The organism is Hymenobacter qilianensis, assembly GCF_014489555.1.
GTDB classification, from domain to species: domain Bacteria; phylum Bacteroidota; class Bacteroidia; order Cytophagales; family Hymenobacteraceae; genus Hymenobacter; species Hymenobacter qilianensis.
The window spans coordinates 854,677-878,685 of the sequence record NZ_CP060784.1; the positions used below are offsets into that span (position 1 = coordinate 854,677).

22 protein-coding genes and 1 pseudogene are annotated in these 24,009 nt (G+C 53.7%); 20 read left to right on the forward strand and 3 right to left on the reverse strand.

Annotated elements, in window-relative coordinates; translation table 11 throughout:
- Positions 1–75: 75 nt before the first annotated feature.
- The 16 genes and pseudogenes from pruA to H9L05_RS04010 all read left to right on the forward strand — a co-directional run bounded on the left by pruA (position 76) and on the right by H9L05_RS04010 (position 16,226).
- Positions 76–1,746 carry an L-glutamate gamma-semialdehyde dehydrogenase gene (gene pruA / locus H9L05_RS03935; RefSeq protein WP_187733112.1) on the forward strand — a complete coding sequence of 557 codons (1,671 nt, stop codon included), beginning with the start codon at positions 76–78 and terminating at the stop codon, positions 1,744–1,746.
- A 240-nt stretch (positions 1,747–1,986) separates the two neighbouring features.
- Positions 1,987–2,379: an NADH-quinone oxidoreductase subunit A gene (locus H9L05_RS03940; RefSeq protein ID WP_187733113.1), complete on the forward strand. Its 393-nt coding sequence runs from the start codon at positions 1,987–1,989 to the stop codon at positions 2,377–2,379.
- A 71-nt stretch (positions 2,380–2,450) separates the two neighbouring features.
- Positions 2,451–3,008, forward strand: a complete 558-nt coding sequence (locus H9L05_RS03945; RefSeq protein ID WP_223284720.1) for an NADH-quinone oxidoreductase subunit B — start codon at positions 2,451–2,453, stop codon at positions 3,006–3,008.
- Between the two features lie 78 nt (positions 3,009–3,086).
- Positions 3,087–3,653 carry an NADH-quinone oxidoreductase subunit C gene (locus H9L05_RS03950; protein WP_187733114.1) on the forward strand — a complete coding sequence of 189 codons (567 nt, stop codon included), beginning with the start codon at positions 3,087–3,089 and terminating at the stop codon, positions 3,651–3,653.
- Between the two features lie 18 nt (positions 3,654–3,671).
- Entirely contained in the window at positions 3,672–4,934 is a 1,263-nt protein-coding gene (locus H9L05_RS03955; RefSeq protein WP_187733115.1) for an NADH-quinone oxidoreductase subunit D, read from the forward strand.
- 21 nt (positions 4,935–4,955) lie between these two features.
- Entirely contained in the window at positions 4,956–5,513 is a 558-nt protein-coding gene (locus H9L05_RS03960) for an NADH-quinone oxidoreductase subunit NuoE family protein (RefSeq protein ID WP_187733116.1), read from the forward strand.
- Between the two features lie 74 nt (positions 5,514–5,587).
- A pseudogene (nuoF, locus tag H9L05_RS03965) lies at positions 5,588–6,926 on the forward strand (NADH-quinone oxidoreductase subunit NuoF).
- A 111-nt stretch (positions 6,927–7,037) separates the two neighbouring features.
- The gene (locus H9L05_RS03970) at positions 7,038–8,039 is read left to right on the forward strand and encodes a 2Fe-2S iron-sulfur cluster-binding protein (protein ID WP_187733117.1); all 1,002 of its coding nucleotides are present in this window, start codon (positions 7,038–7,040) and stop codon (positions 8,037–8,039) included.
- A gap of 76 nt (positions 8,040–8,115) precedes the next feature.
- Positions 8,116–9,165 carry an NADH-quinone oxidoreductase subunit NuoH gene (nuoH, locus tag H9L05_RS03975; protein ID WP_187733118.1) on the forward strand — a complete coding sequence of 350 codons (1,050 nt, stop codon included), beginning with the start codon at positions 8,116–8,118 and terminating at the stop codon, positions 9,163–9,165.
- A 114-nt stretch (positions 9,166–9,279) separates the two neighbouring features.
- Positions 9,280–9,858 (forward strand): NuoI/complex I 23 kDa subunit family protein, encoded by a 579-nt coding sequence (locus H9L05_RS03980; RefSeq protein ID WP_223284721.1) that lies wholly within the window; start codon positions 9,280–9,282, stop codon positions 9,856–9,858.
- Positions 9,859–9,978: 120 nt separating this feature from the next.
- Entirely contained in the window at positions 9,979–10,488 is a 510-nt protein-coding gene (locus H9L05_RS03985) for an NADH-quinone oxidoreductase subunit J family protein (protein WP_187733119.1), read from the forward strand.
- 314 nt (positions 10,489–10,802) lie between these two features.
- Positions 10,803–11,480, forward strand: coding sequence for a TetR/AcrR family transcriptional regulator (locus H9L05_RS03990; RefSeq protein ID WP_187733120.1), 678 nt, complete (start codon positions 10,803–10,805; stop codon positions 11,478–11,480).
- A 22-nt stretch (positions 11,481–11,502) separates the two neighbouring features.
- Complete coding sequence (locus H9L05_RS03995; protein WP_187733121.1) at positions 11,503–13,233, forward strand: peptidase domain-containing ABC transporter; 1,731 nt, start codon at positions 11,503–11,505, stop codon at positions 13,231–13,233.
- A gap of 96 nt (positions 13,234–13,329) precedes the next feature.
- Positions 13,330–14,712, forward strand: coding sequence for an HlyD family secretion protein (locus H9L05_RS04000; RefSeq protein WP_187733122.1), 1,383 nt, complete (start codon positions 13,330–13,332; stop codon positions 14,710–14,712).
- Positions 14,713–14,766: 54 nt separating this feature from the next.
- Positions 14,767–15,651: a TolC family protein gene (locus H9L05_RS04005; protein ID WP_187733123.1), complete on the forward strand. Its 885-nt coding sequence runs from the start codon at positions 14,767–14,769 to the stop codon at positions 15,649–15,651.
- The gene (locus H9L05_RS04010) at positions 15,636–16,226 is read left to right on the forward strand and encodes a TolC family protein (protein ID WP_187733124.1); all 591 of its coding nucleotides are present in this window, start codon (positions 15,636–15,638) and stop codon (positions 16,224–16,226) included. Before H9L05_RS04005 ends, H9L05_RS04010 begins: the two co-directional genes overlap by 16 nt.
- 65 nt (positions 16,227–16,291) lie before the next feature.
- Here H9L05_RS04010 and H9L05_RS04015 read toward each other — a convergent pair whose 3' ends face one another.
- Positions 16,292–16,675, reverse strand: a complete 384-nt coding sequence (locus H9L05_RS04015; RefSeq protein WP_187733125.1) for a hypothetical protein — start codon at positions 16,673–16,675, stop codon at positions 16,292–16,294.
- A 73-nt stretch (positions 16,676–16,748) separates the two neighbouring features.
- On the reverse strand, positions 16,749–17,354 hold the full coding sequence (locus tag H9L05_RS04020) for an RNA polymerase sigma factor (protein ID WP_223284722.1): 606 nt from the start codon (positions 17,352–17,354) through the stop codon (positions 16,749–16,751).
- A gap of 374 nt (positions 17,355–17,728) precedes the next feature.
- On the opposite strand from H9L05_RS04020, the gene nuoK reads away from it, so the two are divergent.
- From nuoK to H9L05_RS04040, 4 genes are all read left to right on the forward strand, one after another.
- Positions 17,729–18,061, forward strand: coding sequence for an NADH-quinone oxidoreductase subunit NuoK (nuoK, locus tag H9L05_RS04025; RefSeq protein WP_187310380.1), 333 nt, complete (start codon positions 17,729–17,731; stop codon positions 18,059–18,061).
- A gap of 135 nt (positions 18,062–18,196) precedes the next feature.
- A complete protein-coding gene (nuoL, locus tag H9L05_RS04030; protein WP_187733126.1) occupies positions 18,197–20,149 on the forward strand; it encodes an NADH-quinone oxidoreductase subunit L in 1,953 nt (650 codons plus the stop codon).
- Positions 20,050–21,642 (forward strand): complex I subunit 4 family protein, encoded by a 1,593-nt coding sequence (locus tag H9L05_RS04035; RefSeq protein ID WP_223284899.1) that lies wholly within the window; start codon positions 20,050–20,052, stop codon positions 21,640–21,642. The genes nuoL and H9L05_RS04035 overlap by 100 nt, the downstream gene beginning before the upstream one ends.
- Positions 21,643–21,769: 127 nt before the next feature.
- Entirely contained in the window at positions 21,770–23,173 is a 1,404-nt protein-coding gene (locus H9L05_RS04040; protein ID WP_187733127.1) for an NADH-quinone oxidoreductase subunit N, read from the forward strand.
- Between the two features lie 75 nt (positions 23,174–23,248).
- Here H9L05_RS04040 and H9L05_RS04045 read toward each other — a convergent pair whose 3' ends face one another.
- Positions 23,249–23,947 (reverse strand): hypothetical protein, encoded by a 699-nt coding sequence (locus H9L05_RS04045; protein WP_187733128.1) that lies wholly within the window; start codon positions 23,945–23,947, stop codon positions 23,249–23,251.
- Positions 23,948–24,009: the final 62 nt, after the last annotated feature.

Genomic DNA, 24,009 nt, shown 5'->3' on the forward strand with positions numbered 1-24,009 from the left:
TACCGATGGTTGTTCAACTCCCTGTTACCTTTGCTTTGTCCCCCATCAATAAACCTACATCCAAAAACTAACTCTATGGCCAACGGCTTTTTCAACGTTCCCACCCCGATTAACGAACCCGTTAAAGGCTACGCGCCAGGCTCCAAGGAGCGCGCCGAGTTGCAGCAGGCGCTGAAGGACCTCAAGCAGCAGCAGGTAGATATCCCGATGTACATCGGTGGGCAGGAAGTGCGCTCGGGCAAGACCAAAACCATTTCGCCCCCCCACGATCATAAGCACGTGCTGGGCCAGTTTCACGAGGGCGACGGCACACACGTAACCCAAGCCATTGAAGCCGCTTTGGCCGCCCGCCGCGACTGGGCCGAATTGCCCTGGGAGCACCGCGCCGCTATTTTCCTGAAAGCCGCTGAGTTGCTAGCTGGCCCTTACCGGGCTCGCCTGAATGCGGCTACCATGCTGGGCCAGAGCAAGAATGCTTTCCAGGCCGAAATCGACGCGGCTTGTGAGCTGATCGACTTTTTCCGGTTCAACGTGTATTTCCTACAGGAAATTTATAAGCAGCAGCCGGAGTCAGCGCCCGGCATGTGGAACCGTCTGGAGCACCGCCCGCTTGAAGGCTTTGTGTTTGCGCTTACACCCTTCAACTTCACTTCCATTGCCGGCAACCTGCCTACTTCGGCTGCGCTGATGGGCAACGTGGTAGTGTGGAAGCCCGCAAATACTCAGATTTATTCGGCTCACGTGCTGATGGAGCTATTCCAGGAAGCAGGCGTGCCGGCTGGCGTTATCAACCTCGTGTATGTGGATGGCCCCACGGCAGGTGATGTCATTTTCAATCACCCAGAGTTTGCGGGCATTCATTTCACGGGCTCCACGGGCGTTTTCCAGAACATCTGGAAGACCATTGGCCAGAACATTCACAAGTACAAGTCGTATCCGCGCATTGTGGGCGAAACGGGCGGCAAGGACTTTATTCTGGCGCACCACTCGGCCCACCCACGTCAGGTAGCTACGGCCATTTCGCGGGGAGCGTTTGAGTATCAGGGCCAAAAGTGCTCAGCCGCAAGTCGCGTGTACATTCCTTCCAATCTTTATCCGGAGGTGAAAGCCTATTTGCAGGAGGATTTGAAGTCGATGAAAATGGGCGACGTAGAAGATTTCGGCAACTTCATCAATGCTGTTATCAGCGAAGCTTCCTTCGATAAGCTGGCCAAGTACATCGACGGCGCCAAGGAAGACTCAGCGGTAGAAATCATCGCAGGGGGCAATTATGACAAATCGAAAGGCTACTTCGTGGAGCCGACAGTGCTGGTAGCCAAAGACCCTAAGTACGTGACTATGTGCGAGGAGCTGTTCGGCCCCGTACTAACTATGCACGTCTACGACGCGGACCAGTTCGAAGAAACCCTTGACTTAGTAGACAGCACTTCGCCCTACGCGCTAACTGGCGCTATCTTCGGTCAAGACCGTTACGCTATCGATCTGGCATCGAAGCGCTTAGTAAACGCTGCCGGCAATTTTTACATCAACGATAAGCCAACCGGCGCGGTAGTTGGTCAGCAGCCCTTCGGCGGCGCTCGCGCTAGCGGCACCAACGATAAGGCCGGCTCTATGCTGAACCTGCTGCGCTGGGTATCGCCGCGCGCCATCAAGGAAACCTTCGTAACGCCCGTTGATTACCGTTATCCTTTCCTAGGCGTTGAGACGGGTGAGAACTTGAATATAACTGGGCAAGGCGGTTTCTAAATCCTGCTCAAGACGTAAAAAGCCCCCCAGGACTTATTCTGGGGGCTTTTTACGTTAAGTGTGTTTTATCTCATATCCTATTACTTTTCCGCTCGGCACCTGTTCTAATCATAGCTGAGAAGCAGATTTGTACTATATCTGCCTTTCTCACCTAGGTTCACCTTCACCTTTGTTCCCAAACCCGTACGCCTTACCTTTGCTTTTCAGTGCTGATTTTACTCTAGTCCTAATCTAGCTACTATGTTTCTTGCCCTTCCTGCTGCGCAATACCAGCCTTCTGATTATCTCCCCATCCTGGTTCAGCTTGGGTTTGCCTTAGCTTTTGTTGCTTTTGCAATGATCGTATCTCACCTAGTTGGCCCTAACCGCAAGAGCGTCGTGAAGGACAGTTCTTTCGAGTGCGGCATCGAGTCGGTGGGTAACGCCCGCACTCCGATTTCGGTAAAGTACTTCCTAACAGCCATTCTATTCGTGCTGTTTGACGTGGAAGTTATCTTCATGTATCCTTGGGCTGTCAACTTTCGCTCGTTAGGTACTGAAGGCTTTCTTCAGATGATTGTATTCTTGGCCCTGCTCATGGCAGGCTTCGTGTACGTCATTAAAAAGGGCGTATTACGCTGGACAGAGCGCTAAAAGGCAAACTTTTGCGACCTGGCTGGTGTTCGTCAGATGGGTATTCCCATTCTTGAAATAGACTCTTTCTTATGACTGATATACGAGTTCCTGAAATCAAAACAGTAGGTGCACCGGAAGGAATTGAGGGTGCAGGCTTCTTTGCAACTTCCTTGGAAAAGGTAGTTGGCATTGCCCGCGCTAATTCGCTCTGGCCTTTGCCTTTTGCTACTTCTTGCTGCGGCATTGAGTTCATGGCTACGATGGGTTCGCACTACGACATCTCTCGCTTCGGTTCGGAGCGGCCTTCGTTTTCGCCTCGTCAGGCCGACTTGCTCATGGTAATGGGTACGATTGCCAAGAAAATGGCGCCCATCGTGAAGCAGGTTTATGAGCAAATGGCCGAGCCTCGCTGGGTACTGGCTATGGGCGCTTGCGCGTGCTCGGGGGGCATTTTTGACTCCTATTCTGTACTTCAGGGCATCGACCGTATCATCCCCGTTGATGTGTACGTGCCCGGCTGCCCTCCCCGTCCTGAGCAAGTGCTCGACGGATTGATGCGGGTACAGGACCTGGCTAAAAACGAGTCTATCCGCCGCCGCAACTCACCTGAGTATCAGGCGCTGTTGGCCTCTTATAACATTAAATAAGAAGCTAGGTCTAAGGAGTCAGGAGCTAGAATATTATGCTCCTGACTCCTTAGACCTAGCTTCTAGCTTCTTCCTAAAATGGCTGAATCGAACGAAGAATCCACTGTTGCTCAAACTGCTGTAATCGAAACCGACCCTAATAAGCTGACCAATGCTCGGGTGCTCACTACCCTTCAGCAGCTATTTGGCGAAGATGCTTTTACCGACGTAGAAGAGCCTTACGGCTTGCTAACGGCCACAACCACGCGCGAGCGGATTCACGAAATCATTCAGACCCTGCACGGCGAGCCAATCCTGCAGTTCAACTTTCTGACCACCATGTGCGGGATTCACTATCCTGAGAACGAGGGTCAGGAGTTGGGAGTGATCTATCATCTGCACAGCTTAGTGCACAATGTGCGCCTACGGCTAAAAATCTTTTTCCCGATTATCGATCCGGCCGTTCCTACGCTCACCGACATCTACGCTACGGCGAACTGGATGGAGCGCGAGACTTTCGACTTCTTCGGCATCATCTTCACGGGCCATCCCAACCTCATCCGTATTCTCAATGTTGAGGATATGGACTACCACCCCATGCGGCGAGAGTATCCGCTGGAGGACGGCACCCGCGAAGACAAAACTGACCTGTTTTTCGGCCGCTAGGCCCCTGATACCTTTATCATGGCAGTAAACGACACGCTGGAAGGCACCCATAAGATTCACCAGGAAGCCCGCGAGCAGCAGCACAACCAGCTCGTGCCCACCCTCAACGACTTTAGCCAAGAGCTAACGACGCTGAACCTGGGCCCGACGCACCCTGCTACCCACGGCATTTTTCAGAACATCCTGCAAATGGACGGGGAGCGGATCATTTCCGGCGTTCCTACCATTGGCTACATTCACCGGGCTTTCGAAAAGATTGCCGAGAGGCGGCCGTTCTACCAGATCACACCCCTCACCGACCGGATGAACTACTGCTCCAGTCCCATCAACAACATGGGCTGGCACATGACGGTAGAAAAGCTGCTAGGCATCACCGTTCCAAAGCGCGCGCAGTACATGCGCGTGATTATGATGGAGTTGGCTCGCATCACTGACCACCTCATCTGTAATTCCATTCTGGGAGTAGATACGGGCGCCTTCACTGGCTTCCTGTACGTGTTTCAGGAGCGCGAAAAGGTCTACGAGATTTACGAGGAAGTTTGTGGCGCGCGTCTTACGACCAATATGGGTCGGGTAGGCGGTATGGAGCGCGACTTCTCGCCCGTGGCTATCGAGAAGCTGCGCAAGTGGCTGAAGGAGTTTCCGGCTGTAATGCGTGAGTTTGAGAGCATGTTTACCCGCAACCGCATCTTCATGGATCGAGTGGTAAACGTGGGTCCGATCTCGGCGGAGAAGGCTTTGAACTACGGTTTCACGGGTCCTAACCTGCGGGCCGCTGGTGTTGACTATGATGTGCGGGTAATGAACCCCTATTCATCTTACGAGGACTTCGATTTTGAAATCCCGGTAGGCACCAATGGCGATACGTATGACCGTTTCCTGGTTCGCAACGAGGAAATTTGGCAGAGCTTGCGCATTATCAATCAGGCGCTTGATAATCTACCCGAAGGTCCGTACCACGCCGACGCGCCCCACTATTATTTGCCCCCTAAGCAGGCCGTGTACAAAAACATGGAGGCTCTGATCTACCACTTCAAGATCATCATGGGTGAGATTGAAGCGCCGGTGGGTGAGGTATATCACTCCGTGGAAGGCGGCAATGGTGAGCTGGGCTTCTATCTGATTTCGGATGGCGGCCGCACGCCGTATCGCCTGCATTTCCGTCGCCCCTGCTTTATTTACTACCAAGCCTACTCCGAAATGGTAGTAGGCACCAGCCTCTCCGACGCCATCGTGATTCTAAGCTCGATGAATGTAATTGCCGGCGAACTGGACGCGTAGTTTTTGTTGAATTTGCCCCCTATGGAAGTTACGACTGCTCCCGCTAAACCTCAATTTTCGGCCGCTGCCCAAGCCGAGATTCAGCGCATCATTAAGCGATACCCTGAGGACCGCAAGAAATCGGCCCTGCTGCCGCTGCTCCACATCGCTCAGGCGGAGTTTGGCGGTTGGGTCAGTCCTGAAGTACAAGATTTGGTAGCCGAAACGCTGGGTCTCAAGCCAATCGAGGTGTATGAGGTGTCGTCGTTTTACACAATGTTCAATCTCAAGCCGGTTGGCAAGCATGTGCTGGAAATCTGCCGCACGGGTCCTTGCATGTTGCGCGGTTCGGATGAGCTGACGGAGAACTTGGAGCGCATTACAGGGGCTAAAGTAGGCGAAACTTCACCTGATGGCATGTTTACTATTAAGATGGTTGAGTGTCTGGCGGCTTGTGGCTTTGCACCGGTTGTGCAGGTGCGGGAGAAATACTACGAGAGCCTTGAAACGCCCGAAGCAGTAGATGCTATGCTCACTGAATTACGCAGTATGGTGCATCGCCCGCTGTTGCCGTGGGAAGAGCAGCAAACTAACGCTTAGCATTCAAGCGCCTTACTCGCTTGGAGAATAAATACAATTAACCCTTCACTCCTACCCCTTACGCTGGAGAAATCATGGGACGCAAGCTATTAACTGAACATATAAATGTCGAGGGAATCGACACGTTTGAGGTCTACCGCAAACACGGTGGTTACCGCTCCGTGGAAAAGGCTCTTAAGACGATGACGCCCGATGAGGTGGTGGAGGAAGTCAAAAAGTCGGGCCTACGCGGGCGCGGCGGCGCGGGCTTCCCAACGGGTATGAAGTGGAGCTTTTTAGCTAAGCCAGAAGGTGTGCCGCGCTATCTAGTATGCAACGCTGATGAATCGGAGCCTGGTACCTTTAAGGACCGCCAGCTGATGTCGAAGCTGCCGCACCTGCTCATTGAGGGCATGATTACGGGCAGCTATGCTCTGGGCGCGCGCACCAGCTACATCTACATCCGTGGTGAGTTGTTGTACGTGCTGCGCATTCTGGAAAAAGCTATTGCCGAAGCTTATGCGGCTGGCTTTTTGGGTGAAAACATTCTCGGCTCGGGCTACTCCCTAGATTTGCATGTTCACCCCGGCGGTGGCGCTTACATCTGCGGCGAGGAAACAGCTTTGTTGGAATCATTGGAAGGCAAGCGTGGTAACCCGCGTAATAAGCCCCCATTCCCGGCTGTGCAAGGCCTTTATGCCCGGCCTACGGTGGTCAACAACGTAGAATCGATTGCTGCGGTGCCAGTTATTGTGAACGAAGGGGCGACGAGTACGCTAAAATCGGCATTGGCAAAAGCACGGGCACTAAGCTTATTTCCGCTTGCGGCCACTTGAATAAGCCCGGCATCTACGAAATCGAATTAGGCGTTCCCGTTGAGGAGTTTATTTACTCCGACGAATACTGCGGCGGCATCTGGAAAGGACGTGAGCTGAAGGCTGTAGTAGCTGGTGGCTCTTCCGTCCCGATTCTGCCTAATGAGCTTATCTTGAAAACAGCCGCCGGCGAGCCACGCCTCATGACGTATGAGTCACTATCCGATGGTGGCTTCGTGACGGGCACCATGCTCGGCTCGGGGGCTTTATTGCCATGGACGAGACGACTTGTATCGTGCGCAACACCTGGAATTTCTCGCGCTTTTACCACCATGAGTCGTGCGGACAGTGTTCACCCTGCCGCGAAGGCACGGGCTGGCTGGAGAAAGTGCTTCACCGCTTGGAGCACGGCCATGGCTCTCTGCACGATATCGACCTACTGGTGAGCGTAGCCAAGCAGATTGAGGGCAACACAATTTGCCCCTTGGGTGAAGCAGCGGCTTGGCCCGTAGCTGCGGCAGTACGCCACTTCCGTGACGAGTTTGAGTGGCACGTAAAGCATCCGCAGGAAGCTACTCGCCCTGGCGCGGTATACCCTGGCAAAGCCGTTTTGGCCTAAGGCATTCATCTTTACCACTTACTGAACACTGCGAACCGAAGGACGACGAAGTCAAACTCTGCGGGAAATACCTTTGCTTCGGTTCAGATAATACGTTTCTGACCACTTATAATGGCTAAAATAACTTTTGACGGCATCGAGGTAGAAGTTCCGGATGGAACAACCATCCTCAACGCGGCTCGCACCATAGGCGGCGGTATCGTGCCGCCGGCCATGTGCTATTATACCCCACTGAAGGGCTCGGGGGGCAAATGTCGGGCTTGCCTGGTGCGCGTTGCCGCTGGTTCTACCAAAGATCCGCGCCCGATGCCTAAGCTGGTGGCCTCGTGCATTACGCCCGTGCAAGATGGCATGGTCGTGGAAAACACCACTTCCGAGCAAGTACTCAATGTGCGCAAGGGCATTGTGGAAATGCTGCTCATCAATCACCCCCTGGACTGCCCCGTGTGCGACCAGGCTGGTGAGTGTGACTTACAGAACTTCGCCTTCGAGCACGGCGTGTCCACTACCCGCTACGAAGAAGAGCGCCGCACCTTCGAGAAGATTGACATCGGCCCGCTAATTCAGCTGCACATGACGCGCTGCATTCTGTGCTACCGTTGCGTGTACACCGCCGACCAGCTCACCCCAGAGCGCGTACACGGCGTATTGGGCCGCGGCGACGCTTCCGAAATCGGCACTTACATCGAGAACATTATCGACAATGACTTCTCTGGTAATGTCATCGACGTATGCCCGGTTGGCGCGCTTACTGACAAAACCTGGCGCTTTAAGCAGCGGGTGTGGTTTACTAAGCCCGTAAATGCCCACCGCGACTGTCCCAAGTGCACCGGCAACGTAGTGCTGTGGTACAAAGGCAAAGACGTATTGCGTATAACAGCTCGCAAAAACGAGTACGGTGAAGTAAAAGAGTGGATTTGCAACGAGTGTCGCTTCGAGAAGAAGGAAACCTCCGACTGGACTATTGAAGGTCCCGCGCACATCGATCGGACGTCAGTTATTTCGGCCAACCATTATGAGTTGCCCGTAATAAATCCGCAGATTATCGCAGATTTGCCGGAGAGTTCAGTGCGCGATTTGGAGCAAAATCCTCCCCTGAAATTGGGTAATTAATTAGATACTAACTGTGTATTGTTGAGTTTATAACTAACTTATACACAGGCAGTAACCAGAACTAGTAATATTATACATGGAACTTCCCGCACTGGGCTGGCAAGCCCTCGTTATTCTGGTGGTGTTCGGCGTTTCGCTGCTCATCGCCACGTATTCTACTTATGCGGAGCGCGTTATTGCGGCCTTTCTGCAAGACCGGGTTGGTCCTGATCGGGCTGGCCCTTTCGGGTTGCTGCAGCCGCTGGCTGATGCGGTTAAGCTCTTCACGAAAGAAGAGTTTTTCCCGGCCGGCTCCAATCGTGCGCTTTTCGTTTTTGGGCCCTGCTTGGCCATGGTCACGGCCCTGATGGCGTCGGCGGTTATTCCCTTCGGCAACTATTTACAGTTCGGCAGCACCATCATCTGGCTGCAAGGCATTGAAGTAAATATCGGAATGCTGTATGTGTTCGGCGTAGTTTCGCTGGGGGTGTATGGTATTATGATTGGTGGCTGGGCTTCCAACAATAAATTCTCGTTGCTGGGGGCCATTCGTGCCGCTTCACAGAACATAAGCTACGAGCTGGCCATGGGCCTTTCGCTGATTGCGGTACTGATGATTAGTGAAACCCTGTCGTTGCGCGAAATCACGCTGCAACAGTCGGTACCCGGCGAGTGGCAATTCTGGAACATTGTAAAGCAGCCGCTGGGCTTTATCATCTTCATTGTCTGCGCTTTCGCTGAAACCAACCGTACTCCTTTCGATTTGCCGGAGTGCGAAACGGAATTGGTAGGTGGGTATCACACTGAGTACAGCTCAATGAAGATGGGTCTGTACTTATTCGCTGAATATATCAACGTGTTCGTGGCTTCGGCCGTGATGAGCGTGCTGTACTTTGGCGGCTTCAACTTCCCGTTCCAGTATGAGTTGCGCGCTTTCCTGGCTGAGTCACAGGGAATGGTAACGGCCCATAACATTGTGACGGGCTTAGGAGTGGTAGCCATCTTTGTTAAGATTTTCTCCTTCATTTTCTTCTTTATGTGGGTGCGCTGGACCTTGCCCCGCTTCCGCTACGACCAGCTCATGCGCTTGGGCTGGACTATCTTGATTCCGCTGGCCATTTTCAATATTCTGCTTACTGGGGGCTAATTGTGTTCAACATTATCCCACAGGTACCGAAGTGGTGGCTGCTGCAGTAATTCGGCTCGTAAGTAGATTCCCAGGCTGCTCATCCGATTCACTCGGATTTAGAAACTAACCATCATGCAACCCTTAAGCAATAGAGCCAAGATACTGGCAAAGAAGCCGATGACGCTCGCCGAGCGTGCATACTTGCCGGCTATTTTCCAAGGTCTGAGCATTACAATGCGGCACTTTTTCTCCAAGAAGGCTACCATTCGGTATCCGGAGGAAACGCGGCCGTTCTCTCCTATTTTCCGTGGCCTACACGTACTTAAGCGCGATGAGCAGGGCCGGGAACGGTGTACTGCTTGCGGCCTTTGCGCTGTAGCCTGCCCCGCCGAAGCTATTACGATGGTAGCCGGCGAACGGAAGAAGGGCGAAGAAGGTCTTTACCGCGAAGAGAAATACGCCGTCAGCTACGAGGTGAACATGTTGCGCTGCATTTTCTGCGGCCTCTGCGAGGAAGCCTGCCCGAAAGCCGCCGTGTACCTGCAAGCCGATAAAATGGCTCCCCCACGCTTCGAGCGCGACGAGTTCATTTACGGCAAGGACCGCTTAGTAGAGCCTGTATCACCGGATGCTCGCTCTCAGCGTGGCATTCAGCTGACACCCGAGCAGGCAGAGGTATTGCGCAATAAAATGGCTCAGCAACCGGCCTAAGTTCAGGTCGCTGCCGAACGGGCCACCACTTGCTGGAAACGATAAAAAAACCCCCAGCCCCGATTACTCAACGACTAAGTGAAATGAGCTCCGCTATTTCTCTTGGTGTTACCTTCGCTTATGTCCTCTCTCTTTTTCTTTCTGTCGTTTGTAGCCCTGTTTAGCGCGCTTGGTGTGGTGCTAGCCAAAAACCCGGTTCATAGCGTGCTGTTTCTGATCCTCACGTTTTTCACGATCTCAGGACACTACTTGCTGCTGAACGCGCAGTTTCTGGCGGCCGTGAACATTATTGTGTATGCGGGGGCCATTATGGTTCTGTTCCTGTTCGTGATTATGTTCCTGAACCTGAACGCTGATACGGAGCCCCATAAGTCGGCTTTGTCTAAGATAGCAGCGGCCATAGCGGGCGGCTCACTTCTGCTTATTCTGGTTGCTGCCTTGCGCGATATTCAGCCCGGCGGAGTTGATGCATCTACTTTCGATTCGCAGATTGGCATGGTAGACCGGTTGGGTATGGTGCTGTATAAGCAATACATGCTGCCATTTGAGTTGGTATCGGTCTTGTTTATAGTGGCAATGGTCGGCGCCATGATGCTGGGTAAACGGGAAACGGGCGAGCGAAACTTCTAGATAGCTAAAGCTTAAAAAGAGAAAAGCGACCACTGAACAATCAGTGGTCGCTTTTCTCTTTTTAAGCTTTAGCTATCTGCCCACTAAGGCCAGGATCTAATAAACTATTGAATTAAAACTCAACAGAGTAGGAGTATCAAGATTAAAAGCACATTAATTATTCATAGTAGTAAAACTATTATCAAAGAGAGCTGTATATATTTGCGCTCAGTCAGATATGCTCAGGAGTGCTTTTGTAGCCTTGGAGCGGCTTTTAGGAGAGCGCTAGGCAGCGCGACGCACAACAACCTGAACACCACAATCCTTCCTCGAGAATGTTAACTACGCTGCGTCCAGAGCTTAATGAGAAGCTTTTTTTGCGTGATCCACATGAGACTGATCTTGGTCGGAAGATCATAGCTACGAGCGTGCAGCTTATTGACGAATTGGGATTTGAGCTGTTCACCTTTAAAAAGCTGGCCCAGCAGATAGGCTCCACGGAGGCGTCGCTATACCGGTACTTTGAAAACAAGCACCGTTTGCTGGTTTATCTTATTTCGTGGCACTGGGCGTGGCTTCGGTTTCAAATTCGCTTTCACACGCACAATGTGACCGATCCGAACGCCCGGCTCCGGCTCATCCTAGGTATTATCACCAACGCTCACAGTGATAATGCCACAACTCCCGAGCTAGACGAGGCAGCGTTGTACCGTGTGGTAGTGGCGGAGGCCTCTAAGACCTACCTTACTCGCGAGGTTGACCAAGTAAATCATGATGGCTTTTATCGTGAATACAAAAGCTTGTGTGCCGACATCACGGCGGTAGTCCAGGAAATTGCCCCCCAGTACCCCTATCCGCACGCCCTGGTAAGCACGTTGCTTGAGTCAGCGCGCAAGCAGCTCTTTTTCTCACAGCACTTGCCTTCTTTGGCCGATGCACCCACTCCTGAAACGGCTAAGCAAGATATTCTGGGGTTTTTGGAGAGCATCGCCTTTTCAGTACTAAGCAAGTAATCATCATTCAACAGTCTCCGTTATGGCTGAAACTTCATCTGGACCTACGTCAGGTCAACGCTTGTGGCGGCTGCTGCTGACTGAACGGCGCGATATCGCTTACCTGTATGTATACGCAGCGCTAGCGGGGCTTATTACTTTATCATTGCCCCTCGGCGTGCAGAGTGTGATTGGCTTTGTATCGAGCGGAGCAGTGAGCACTTCCTTAATCGTGCTCATCGCTTTTATCACGGTGGGAACGGTGATAGTTGGAGGCCTGCAGATCATGCAGATTTACTTGGTAGAGTTCCTGCAGCAGCGCTTGTTTGCTCGGATTGCCTTCGATTTCGCGGTACATCTGCCTCGCGTGCGCACTGAAGCCCTGGGCGATGAGTACCTGCCAGAGCTTATGAATCGGATGCTCGACACGCCTACTCTGCAAAAAGGATTGGCTATTCTATTGATTGACTTTTCCTCGGCTGGTGTCCAGATCCTGTTTGGGTTGCTCCTGCTATCCTTCTACCATCCGGCCTTTATCGTTTTTGGTCTGTTCCTGGTGTTGATTCTGGGCTTGCTATTACGCCTGACCTGGAGAAGAGGCCTAGAGACGAGCCTTACGGAGTCAAAATACAAATACCGGGTAGTGTCTTGGCTCGAGGATGTGGCCCGTACGGTTCATACGTTTCGCCTGGCGCCACGCCATGCCATGGTTCTCGACCGTACCGATGAGCACGTCAATGGGTATCTCATGGCCCGACGCTCGCACTTTCGGGTACTGATGACGCAGTATTTAGGCTTTGTTGGTTTCAAAACCCTTATTACGGCTGGCCTGCTAACTATTGGCTGCTGGCTACTGGTAGCCAAAGAAATCAATATTGGCCAGTTTGTAGCTTCTGAAATCGTCATTATCCTCACTATTGGAGCAGTTGAGAAAATCCTGATCAAGCTGGATGTCCTCTACGATGCTCTCACTTCGATCAATAAAATCGGTCATGTGCTGGAGTTGCCTAGCATCAAAAACCAGCCAAGTGCCAACCTTACCTTTTCAGCCAGTAATCGTGGTGTAGCGGTCGATTTGCACCTCGTAACGTATCAGTATCCGAACGCAAACCGCCAAGTTGTGCACGATGTATCCTTAAACCTACAACCCAACGAACACCTAGGATTGGCTGGTTACGATGGCTCGGGCAAGACCACGCTCCTGCGAGTTATGGGTGGATTGCTTGATACTTACCAAGGCGTTATCACCTATGATGATATCGCTCTGCGTGACCTTTCCCCCGAAACATTGTCGCGGGCGATGGGATCGAATTTCTCGCATCAGCACTTGTTCAGTGGCTCTGTATTGGAGAATATAACGCTTAATCAACCTGAAATTCAGCCCGTTGATATTTCCTGGGCGCTCGATCTGGTAGGGCTGCGTGATAAGCTACATGCTTGGCCTCAGGGCTTGGGCACCTACCTGACTACTGGCACTCCCCTGGCTGACAACGTGAAGCAAAAGCTGCTGCTGGCCCGCGCCCTGGTACGTCGCCCCCGCCTGCTTCTGCTCGACCACTTTCTGCCCGCTGTAGAATCGGCTGAGCGGCGGCGGATACTGAAGCGCCTGCTGTCGCCCGACATGCCCTGGACGCTGATTCTGGCTTCCAGCGACCCGCGCCTGCTGGCACTTTGCCCACGTGTTGCCGTGCTTCGCGACGGGCATCTGGTTGCCACCGGCGACTATGCAGTCATTGCCCAGCAGCCTGAGCTGCAGGAGCTCTTTGTTGCTTAAAAATGCCCCCCATGTAGTCTTGCCGCCAGCTTGTATGAGCACTACAAGACTCCCGCTGGCCGCAAGCTCCGAAACGAATTTTACAGTTTTCATCCTATGCCTTTCGCTGAGTATTCTGTTCCTGAAAACCACCCGGAAGCCAAACGCTTCACCTCGTTTGAGCGGGTGCAAACGCCGCGCACAGGCCGAGTACTAGCTCGTTGGTGTGCTGGCATGGGAATGTTGGTGATGCTATGCGGCTTTTTGCCCTGGACCCAAAACATTCGCTCTACGGGCACGCTCACCACGCTGCGCCCCCAAGACCGTCCGCAAACGGTTCCCAGCACAATTGCCGGCCGCATTATGCGCTGGCGTGTAAAGGAAGGACAACTAGTACAACGCGGCGATACCTTGGTCGATATTGCGGAAATAAAAGACAAGTATTTCGATCCTGACTTACTCCTTCGTACTCGTGAGCAGCTAGCGGCCAAAGAGGGTTCACTGCGCGAGAACAGCGCAAAGGCAATCGCGCTGAGCCAGCAACAGATAGCGCTGCGCGAAGGCCTGCGGGTAAGCCTCGATAAAGCGCGAAACAAAGTGCGTCAAAGCCGCCTGAAAGTGCTGAGCGATAGTGCTGAACTGGTGGCTGCCAACACTGATTTTGCTATTGCACGTCAGCAGCTCGACCGGCAGGAAAAACTTTACCAGCAGGGTCTGAAATCACTAACTGAAGTAGAGCAGCGGCGGCTTAAATTTCAGGAATCGACGGCTAAGCAGCAGGCGGTGGCAAACAAGCTGGGAGTGAGCCAGCAGGAGCTGATAAATGCCCGCCTGGAGCTGCTTTCTCTCGGCGCTGAGTACCAGGACAAGCTAGCGAAGTCGGAGAGTGACCGGCGAAGTGCTACCGCTTACCAGTTCGATACGGAGGGGCAAATAGCCAAAATGCGCAACGAATATGCTAATCTGAGCATCCGCGACGCTTTTTATCGCATTACAGCTCCGCAGGATGGCTACGTAGTAAGAGCCCTTAAACAAGGCCTTGGCGAGATTATTAAAGAAGGCGAGCCCATCGTGACGGTGATGCCCTCAAAACCTCAGTTGGCCGCTGAACTTTATGTGAAGCCCATGGATATTCCGCTGCTTTCAGTGGGCCGCAAGGTCCGGCTACAGTTTGATGGCTGGCCAGCACTGGTATTTTCGGGCTGGCCCGGCACGAGCTTCGGCACCTTCGGGGGCGTGGTAGCCGTCATCGATAACATTGATAGCCAAGGGCAGTACCGCGTGCTTGTTATCCCGGATCCTGACACGGAGGCCTGGCCCCCTCCATTGCGAGTTGGCAGCGGCGTGTATGGCTGGGCTCTGCTCGACGATGTGCCCATTTGGTATGAACTGTGGCGCCAGCTGAATGGCTTCCCGCCCAATTTTGTGGGCAAACCGAAGGAGACTGACAAGCTGGTGAAAGCAGATAAAACTGAAAATTATGCTACGGCCGAAGAGTAACCACACCTAATACCGCGTATTCTGTCATCACCGCATAAATCCCCTTTGCCTTTCATGGTTCGTTACGTCATTTCGCTGGTTGTGCTCCTTGCGGCTGGGCTTGGGTTGTTGCCAGTTGGTCGGGCGACGGCGCAACCATTGCCGCGCGACACGACGCAGCTTGTCTTTACGCTCACTGACTTGTTTACGCACGTCACGCTACGGCACCCGGTGGCCCGGCAAGCCGGCTTGCTGCCCGAGCGCGCGCAGCAGGAAATCCGCTACGCCCGCGGCCTGCTCGACCCATCGGTGAGCAGTAAATACTACGGCAAGACATTGGGAGGCAAGGATTATTTCAACACCTGGGACAATGCCCTTAAGGTTCCGGTGTGGTTTGGCTTCGACGTGAAAGCGGGCTTTGAGCGCAATGTGGGCACTTATGTAAGCGAGCAAATACGGACGCCCGAAAGCGGCCTGAGCTATCTGGGCATATCGGTGCCGCTGGCGCAGGGCTTGCTTATTGATGAGCGAAGGGCAGCCATCCGGCAAGCGCAGGCATTGGCGGGTCTGGCGGAAGCGGAGCGCCGCGGCGCACTCAACAAGCTTCTGCTTTCGGCGGCGAAGGATTACTGGGAGTGGAGCTTAAGCCACCAGCGCTTAGAGTTATTACGCCTCAATGCCGAGCTGGCGGAGGTACGATTCAGGGCCGTACGCGAGCGAGTCCGGCAGGGCGACCTGGCCGCCATCGATTCCGTAGAAGCACTGACTGAGCTTCAGAATCGGCAGGCGCAGCTAGTGCAGGCAAGGGTGCAGTGGCAAAATGTGACGCTTCTGGTCAGCAATTATCTATGGGATGAGCAGAATCAGCCACGGGAATTGCCCCCACCGCCCGCCCGGAAGCCTTACCTGCTCCCACCGCCTGGCGCTCATTGCCCCCCGACTCAGTGCAAGCGCTCGTAAACCTGGCCAGCCAGATTCATCCTGAATTGGCGAAGACCCGGGCCAAGCTCAACCAGCTGGGCATAGAACGCCGCCTCTTGTCGAACAAGCTATTGCCCAAGCTTTCTGTCGATTACAACTTGCTGCGCACTGGTCAGCCTTTCCAACCGGAAGGCGACATGCAATGGACGAACACCTATTTCGCTAACAACTATAAGCTGGGCCTAAGCTTTGAATATCCGTTGCTGCTGCGCCAGGAGCGGAGCAAGTTGCAACTCAACCAACTAAAGCGCCGCGAAGCCGAACTAGACTTGCAGCAGGACACGCGGGAGGTACAAACCACCGTGCGCACCGTTGCCAACGATTGGGAAGCTTTGCGCGAGCAGCTCCGCGTGCAGGAGCAAGTAGTTGAGAACTCACAAAAGCTGCGCAACGGCGAACAAATCCGCTTTGAAAACGGTGAAAGCTCCGTGTTTCTGCTCAACTCCCGCGAAGCCTCACTCGTCAGTGGCCGGATAAAGCTGGCTGAGCTGCAAGCCAAATACGCCCAAACTCAGGCCACGCTGCGCTGGGCAGCCGGCGGAGATTTGGAATAAGCTTACCTTAAAACACGGCACAAAAAAGCCCCCTGAAATCTCAGGGGGGCATTTTTTGTGCTTTGCTACTGTGCTGGGGTAGCGGTGGCGGCTTCTTCGGCCTCCTTCCGCCGCATCCACGACGGGCCGCAGCTGGAGCGCATCTTCTGGCGAAATTTCTCCTGCTCTTCGGGTGTCAGGTGAGCCATCCGCGTCTCCATTTTCTGGCGCCACGCTTCGCGACGCTGCGCCCAGCTTCCGGCATGGCCTCCACGGCCCCAGCCACCAAAGAGAATGCGGGTAAGGATAAGCAAGCCAAGTGTTTGCCAGAAATTAATAGCAGGCCCATTGAAAAGCACCGGCACCAGCCAGTTCCACAAGCTCATGGTTAGGAAGCCAGCGGCGGCCACAAACAGAGTGGCAAAGAAGATAAACTTGAGGCCGCGTAGCAGCCAGAATGAACGATTCATGGGGGTGGTTTTAGGAAGTATGTTTTGTCACCGAAGAGAAGCTTAGTGGGATGAGCATCTTCTGGGGGCTTTTTTAGTCGGTAAATAGCTCAGTGTACAGTTTTTGCAGGCGCTTGCGCAGGTGTTGAACGGCATAGTGCTTGCGCGAAATCAGCGTTTTGAGCGGCACGCCGGTTTCGGCCTCCATCTCGCGGAAGGTTTTCTCTTCCAACTCGTGCCACACGAATACCTGGCGCTGGTTGGGGGGCAATTCTTCCAGAGCTTCCGCCAACGCCTCCATCAGCGTTTCGCGCAGCAAGCGGTTTTCCGGCGAGTCGTCGGGGGCGGGCAGCACATCGGCGAGCAGCAGGGAGTCATCCTCGTCATCAAAGCCGCTTACAAGCTCATTTTCTAGCGAAACAGCCTTTTTGCGACGATAGAGGTCCGTAATTTTGTTGCGGGCCACCCGAAAAAGCCAGGCCGCAGCTTGCTCCACCGGCTTGAGCAGGCGGTAGCTTTCCACGAGTTCGGCAAAGACGTCCTGCAGTACATCTTCGGCCTCCGCCTCGTTGGGTATACGGCGACGGATGAACTGCAGCAGCCGGCCGCGCTGGGCGCGCACGGCTTCTTGTATCTGCTGGTCCTGGTGGCCTGCGGTCATTGCCAGCGTCGCGTCAAGCTTGAGAGGTAGCGTTTCCATTCTGCCGAGACAGACGGATGAATTAGCAAAATACTTTATGGTAGCCAAAGTATCTGTGAGGCTCGCTGAAAGTAGAACTGAGAGCCGGCTTTGTGGCGCTGTCCGCGTGCTTATTTAGCAGCGCCCATCACCCTGCTTAGGGCCTTTACTCTACGAGTAGACGCTAGGGAGCTTTTTCCAGCAATTGCCCTCAAACACCAACACACGGTTCAGCTACTTACTCCAGCTCCATTATCTCAGCCGTTAAAGCACGGCCGAGCTTCGTGTTACCTGCTTATAGAGTGTGCGTTTTCCGATTTTCAGGATACCTTTGCCAGCTAATTAGCCCCGGCCGAGCTTCGGGGGCTTTTTGCTTTGTCGGCTAGCCCAACTGCATGGAACAGACCATCCCGGAAGTCATTCGCACCGTCCCACTTCAGTATTACGTCTACTTTGCCACGGCTTTGTTTGCCATTGGCGTAACTGGAGTACTTACGCGGCGCAATGCCATTATTATTTTCATGTGTATCGAGCTGATGCTCAATGCCACGAACGTTTTGCTAACCGCCTTCTCCGCTTATCGCGCCGACCCAAATGGGCAGGTTTTCGTGTTTTTCATCATGGCTGTAGCCGCTGCCGAAGTGTCGGTGGGCCTAGGCATCATTGTGATGATTTACCGCAATTTTCAGAATACCGACGTCAATCTGTTAAGTCGGTTGAAGTGGTAATGATAAACCGCCCGACGTTGTCATCCTGAGCTTGCGAAGGACCTTATGCCCCATGAACAACCTGTTCTGGTAAGATAAGGTCCTTCGCAAGCTCAGGATGACAACGACAGGTGTTTGCTTATAAGCATACCTCCTATGCAAGAACTCGTTTTACCCAATTACGGCGCTCCTCACCCCACGCTGCTGTACGTTCTTATTCCGCTGTTGCCCTTCCTGGGCTTCCTGATCAATGGCTTGCTAAACAAGCGCTTGTCCGCCACTGTAGCTGGCCTGATCGGTAGCGCTACGGTGCTGGGCTCCTTCCTGATTTCTATCTACCTGTTCACCACGTTTGAGCGCCAGTACACCGTGCAGCTCTTCGACTGGATTACGGTAGGCTCCATGCGTATTCCCTTCCAGTATCAGATCGATCAGCTCAGCCTGATTATGCTGCTCTTGGTTACGGGTGTGGGCTTCCTGATTCACGTGTATAGCATCGGCTACATGTCCCACGATGAGAACGTGGGCAAGTTTTTCAGCTTCCTGAATCTGTTCATATTCAGCATGCTAGTGCTGGTGCTGGGGGCCAATTTTGTGATTCTGTTCATTGGTTGGGAAGGTGTCGGTCTATGCTCCTACCTGCTCATCGGCTTCTGGAATAAAAACCACGACTACAACAACGCCGCCAAGAAAGCCTTCATTATCAACCGTATCGGTGACTTAGGCTTCCTGCTCGGCATCTTCCTCATCTACCTCACCTTCGACTCAGTTCAGTACGCCGAGGTTTTCCAAAAAGCCGCCCTCAGCCAGTTCGGCCCCTATACCGTCAGCATCCTAACAGCTATTACCCTACTTCTCTTCGTGGGCGCAATGGGCAAATCGGCCCAGCTACCGCTCTACACCTGGCTCCCCGATGCCATGGCCGGCCCCACGCCCGTATCGGCCCTGATTCACGCCGCTACCATGGTGACGGCCGGTATCTACATGGTGCTACGGGCTAACGTGCTCTTCACCCTGGCGCCGGCTACGCTCGAAGTTGTGGGTATTATCGGTTTGGCCACGGCGCTATTTGCGGCCACTATCGGTCTAGCGCAGAACGACATTAAGAAGGTGCTGGCTTATTCCACGGTTTCCCAGCTTGGCTACATGTTCCTAGCCTTGGGCGTGATGGGCTACACTTCCTCCCTATTCCACGTCCTGACCCATGCCTTCTTCAAGGCGCTGATGTTCCTCGGCGCCGGCTCCGTGATTCACGCCATGAGCAACGAGCAGGACATTCGTCGTATGGGCGGCCTGCGCAAAGCCTTGCCTATCACCTTCCTCACGTTCTTTATCGGCTGCCTGGCCATTTCGGGTATTCCGCCGTTCTCGGGTTTCTTCTCAAAAGATGAGATTCTGGCGCACACCTACGAGCACAACAAGCTCATGTGGGCAGTTGGATTGTTCACTGCCTTCCTGACGGCTTTTTATATGTTCCGCCTGCTCTTCCTCACGTTCTTCGGCGAGTTCCGAGGCACGGAAGAGCAGAAGCACCACCTGCACGAGTCGCCCGCTTCTATGACGCTGCCGCTTATTATTCTGGCTATTCTGGCGGCCGTGGGGGGCTTTATGGGCGCGCCCATGTTCCTGGGGGGCAAACATTACCTGGCCGATTTCCTGGCGCCCATCTTCACATATTCCCGCCAGATCAACCCAGGCGCTTTCACCGGCGAAATTGACCACAGCACCGAGCTGATGCTCATTGGCGCCTCCGTTGCCGCCGGTGTGCTCGGTATCATCTTCGCCTACGTGCAGTACGTTTCCCGCGGCGTGCGCCCCGTGGCAGACGAAACGCAGCGCTCAGTTCCCGAGAGCCTGGTGTATCACAAATACTACATTGATGAGCTGTACAACGCCCTCTTTGTGCGTCCCATCATGGGTCTATCGCGCGGGCTGTACCGCTTCGTGGAGCAAGGCATCATCGACCCCATAGTAAACGGTCTGGGCCGCCTGACGCTCGGTGGGGGGCAATTAATGCGCTTCGTACAGACCGGTACGATTGGCGTGTATTTGATTCTGATGGTAATCGGTATCGTGCTTATTCTGGCGCTGAATTTTGGCAAGTTTTAGATCTCGACACGCACCACACAGCAAATAATGCTTACAGCTCTTCTCCTTTTCTTTCCTCTCGCCGCTGCGCTGCTGCTGCACTTTGTCAACGGCAAAGCAGGCCGTGTGTTCGCCTTCGGGCGGCGCTGCTGGAGTTTGTAGTCGCGGTGTACGCTGCCGTTACGTTCGATGCCAGCAACGCCAGTCAGTTGGAAGTAAATCTGCCCTGGATTGCCTCGGCGGGCATCAGCTTTCACATTGGCATGGACGGGCTGAGCTTGCTGCTGGTGCTGCTCACCACCTTCCTGGTGCCGCTGATTCTGCTGGCTTCCTTCCGCCACAACTATAAGAACGAGTCGGCTTTCTATGCGCTTGTACTGTTCATGCAAACCGGCCTGATTGGGGTGTTTACCTCTCTAGATGCGTTTCTGTTCTACTTCTTCTGGGAAGTAGCCCTTATTCCGATCTACTTCCTGGCCGGTATCTGGGGCGGGGAGCGGCGCGTGGCCGTCACCTTCAAGTTTTTCCTGTACACCATCATTGGCTCGCTGTTTATGCTGGCCGGCTTCGTGTACCTCTACTATCAAACCGGCCCCGCCGCCAACGGCCTGGCCGCTCACTCCTCCGATCTTCAGGCCTTCTACAATCTTAGCCTGACCACCGCTGAGCAGTCGTGGCTGTTCTGGCTGATCTTTATTGCCTTCGCAGTGAAGATGCCCATCTTCCCCTTCCACACCTGGCAGCCCGATACCTACACCGAAGCGCCTGCGCCAGCTACTATGCTGCTCTCGGGTATCATGCTCAAAATGGGCATCTACGGCTGCCTGCGCTGGCTTTTGCCCATCACGCCGCTAGGCGTAAGTCAGTGGGGCTGGCTGATTATGATTCTGGCCGTTATCGGCATTATCTACGGCGCTATTATCGCCATCCGGCAGCGCGACATGAAGCGGCTGATTGCTTATTCCTCCCTTTCCCACGTGGGGCTGATGGCGGCAGGTGTGTTCTCGCTTACGCAAATGGGCTTGCAGGGCGCCGTTGTGCAGATGCTGGCCCACGGCGTGAACGTAGTAGGCATGTTCTTCATTGCCGACGTTATTCAGCGCCGCACCAACACCCGCCTCATTCCCGAGCTGGGCGGCCTGACCCAAACTACTCCCCTGCTCTCCGTAAGCTTCTTGGTGGTGCTGCTCGCCACGGTAGCCCTGCCCCTGACCAGCGGTTTTGTGGGTGAGTTTCTGCTGCTGGCGGGCGTATTCCAGTACAATAACTGGCTGGGCGCGGTAGCGGGCGTTACCATCATTCTGGGGGCCGTTTACTTGCTGCGCATGTTCCAGCGCGTGATGCTGGGGCCGGCTACTTCCTTCACCGCCGCCTTCCGCGACCTGAACGGTGCGGAACTGGCCGTATTGGTACCCTTAATCGTTATGATTTTCTGGATTGGCTTGTTTCCCAATACCTTCCTTCAAATGTCAGAACCCAGCGTAATTCGGATTCTGAGCTTAATGCAGCGTTAGTAGCGCGAAGCTTTCTGCTTCGCGTATCGTTGCACTATACCATTGGGGGGCATTTTGCAACGACTAGTTCAATTAAACAACGATACGCGAAGCTTTCTGCTTCGCGCTACATCGCACCGATTCGCCAATGGCCTCTATTATACTACTTTCCGTTCTTGGCATCGCCAACCTGTTTTTAGGCTTTCTGCGCTCCAACCGCATGCTGCTGCCTGCAGCTATGGTTATTCTGCTGATCGTCTTCGGAGCCAATTTGTACGATTGGAACGCACCCGCCCAGTCGTATTTCAACAACATGCTCACCATCGACCGGTTTTCGGTGGCGTTTACGGGCATTGTGGTGCTGACCACGCTGTTGCTGCTGCCGTTCTCCCAAAAATACGTGCGCGACAACGAGGCCAACCTCGCTGAGTATTACTCCCTGTTGCTGTTCTCGCTCGTGGGGGCCATTATGATGGTGAGCTACGACAACCTACTCATGCTATTCGTGGGTATCGAAATCCTGAGTATTTCCATGTACGTGGTGGCCGGCTCCGATAAGCGCAACGTGCGCTCCAACGAAGCCTCGCTGAAGTACTTTCTGATGGGCTCGTTTGCCACCGGCATTTTGCTGTTTGGTATCGCCTTGGTATATGGGTCAACTGGTGCATTTCAGCTCAGCGAAATCGGGATGGCCGTTACAAATCCTGCCAACGACTCGCTGCGCCCCATGCTCTACATCGGCATTCTGCTGATGCTCATCGGTATTGGCTTTAAGGTATCGGCTGCACCCTTCCACTATTGGACGCCCGATGTTTATGAAGGCACGCCCACCTTTTTCGCGGCCTTTATGAGTACCGTGGTGAAAACGGCTGGCTTCGCGGCATTTCTGAAACTGCTGGTGCAGGCTTTTCCCGCCGCGCAGGGCTTCTGGATTCCTACCATTGTGGCCATGTGCGCGCTTACGCTGCTTATCGGCAATGTGGGCGCCGTAGCCCAGCAGAGCGTAAAGCGTATGCTCGCTTATTCCAGCATTTCGCACGCTGGCTATCTGCTTATTGGCTTGGTAGCCTTCAACGGCGAGCTCAGCGGACTTTCGGCCAACGGCATATTCTTCTACTCTTTAGCGTACTCCATCGCTACTATTGCGGCCTTCGCGGTGCTTAAGCTCGTGCACGATCAGCGCCAGCGTGAAGACTACGACGGCTTGAACGGCTTGGCGCGCACCAATCCGCTCCTGGCTTTCGTGATGACGATTGCCATGCTTTCCCTGGCTGGTATTCCGCTTACGGGGGGCTTTTTTGGCAAGTTTTTCCTCTTCGGTGCCGCTGTCGACAAAGGCTACATTGGCCTAGTTGTCTTCGCCGTGATCATGTCGATGGTCGGTATTTACTATTACCTGCGTCCCATCATCGCGATGTACATGAAGCCCGCCGATAATGAGGCTGACACTCCAATAGCTGTAGGTGGTTTCCAATCGGCAGTGCTGATTGCGTTGGTTGTGCTCACGGTTGTATTAGGCGTACTGCCGGGCTTGGTAAGCGGAGTTTTATAGAAGCAAGGTCAGAATTAACTTACTAAAAAGGAGCAGCTGGTCAGCCGCTCCTTTTTTTATGTATATGAGCCTTCTTTATTTAACGCCTAACAATTGCCGGAAATCATTTTCGATATTCTGCATGACCACCGGAATGGCTTTGCGCACTATCTCCGAAGCCATTTGCGCCTTCCCAAAGTCCGGACGAAAACCATTATTTCCCAGTATAAATCCCGACGAATTATACTGCTGCATGCTATCGAAATAGCTGTTGCGCAGCGCATCTAGCTGGACACACGACTCCAGGGAAAAGAAAATCTTATTCTCCGTGTAATATTTCAGGAACGCGTCATAAGCTTGGCTGGCGGTTTTGATGCGCTCGTCCTCCTCCTGATCGGCGTCGGTGTGAATGAATTTCAGCGTAGCCGTCATTTCTTTCAGCGCCGCATTCAGGCTCACTATTTTTTGGTAAAGACTTTCCAGCACGAGCATTCGCTTTTCGTGGAGGCGCGAGTCCTTGGTGTTGGCCAGCTGTAGCTCGGCCCGAAACTGCTCCAGACTGCGGTCAAGTTGGGCCTTGAACTCAATCGACTTGCCTTCCAACTCCTTTTCGTAGGCCCGAAACCGCATTTTCAGAAATTGCTCGCCCAGCGCCTTTGCCACCCACGAGGCCGCCCCAATCAGCAGCGCATACACGCTGATATTTGCCAGGATTTCGCTCCAGTTTAGCTCCATTGCTACCATTCTATCTACCTGAATACCGCGGCGTCCGGCCTGATTCACGCTGCCGGACAAATGCTCGTCAACTGTTGACTATAATAACTTCTGGGGGGCATTTTAGTGCCCAATTGCTCATA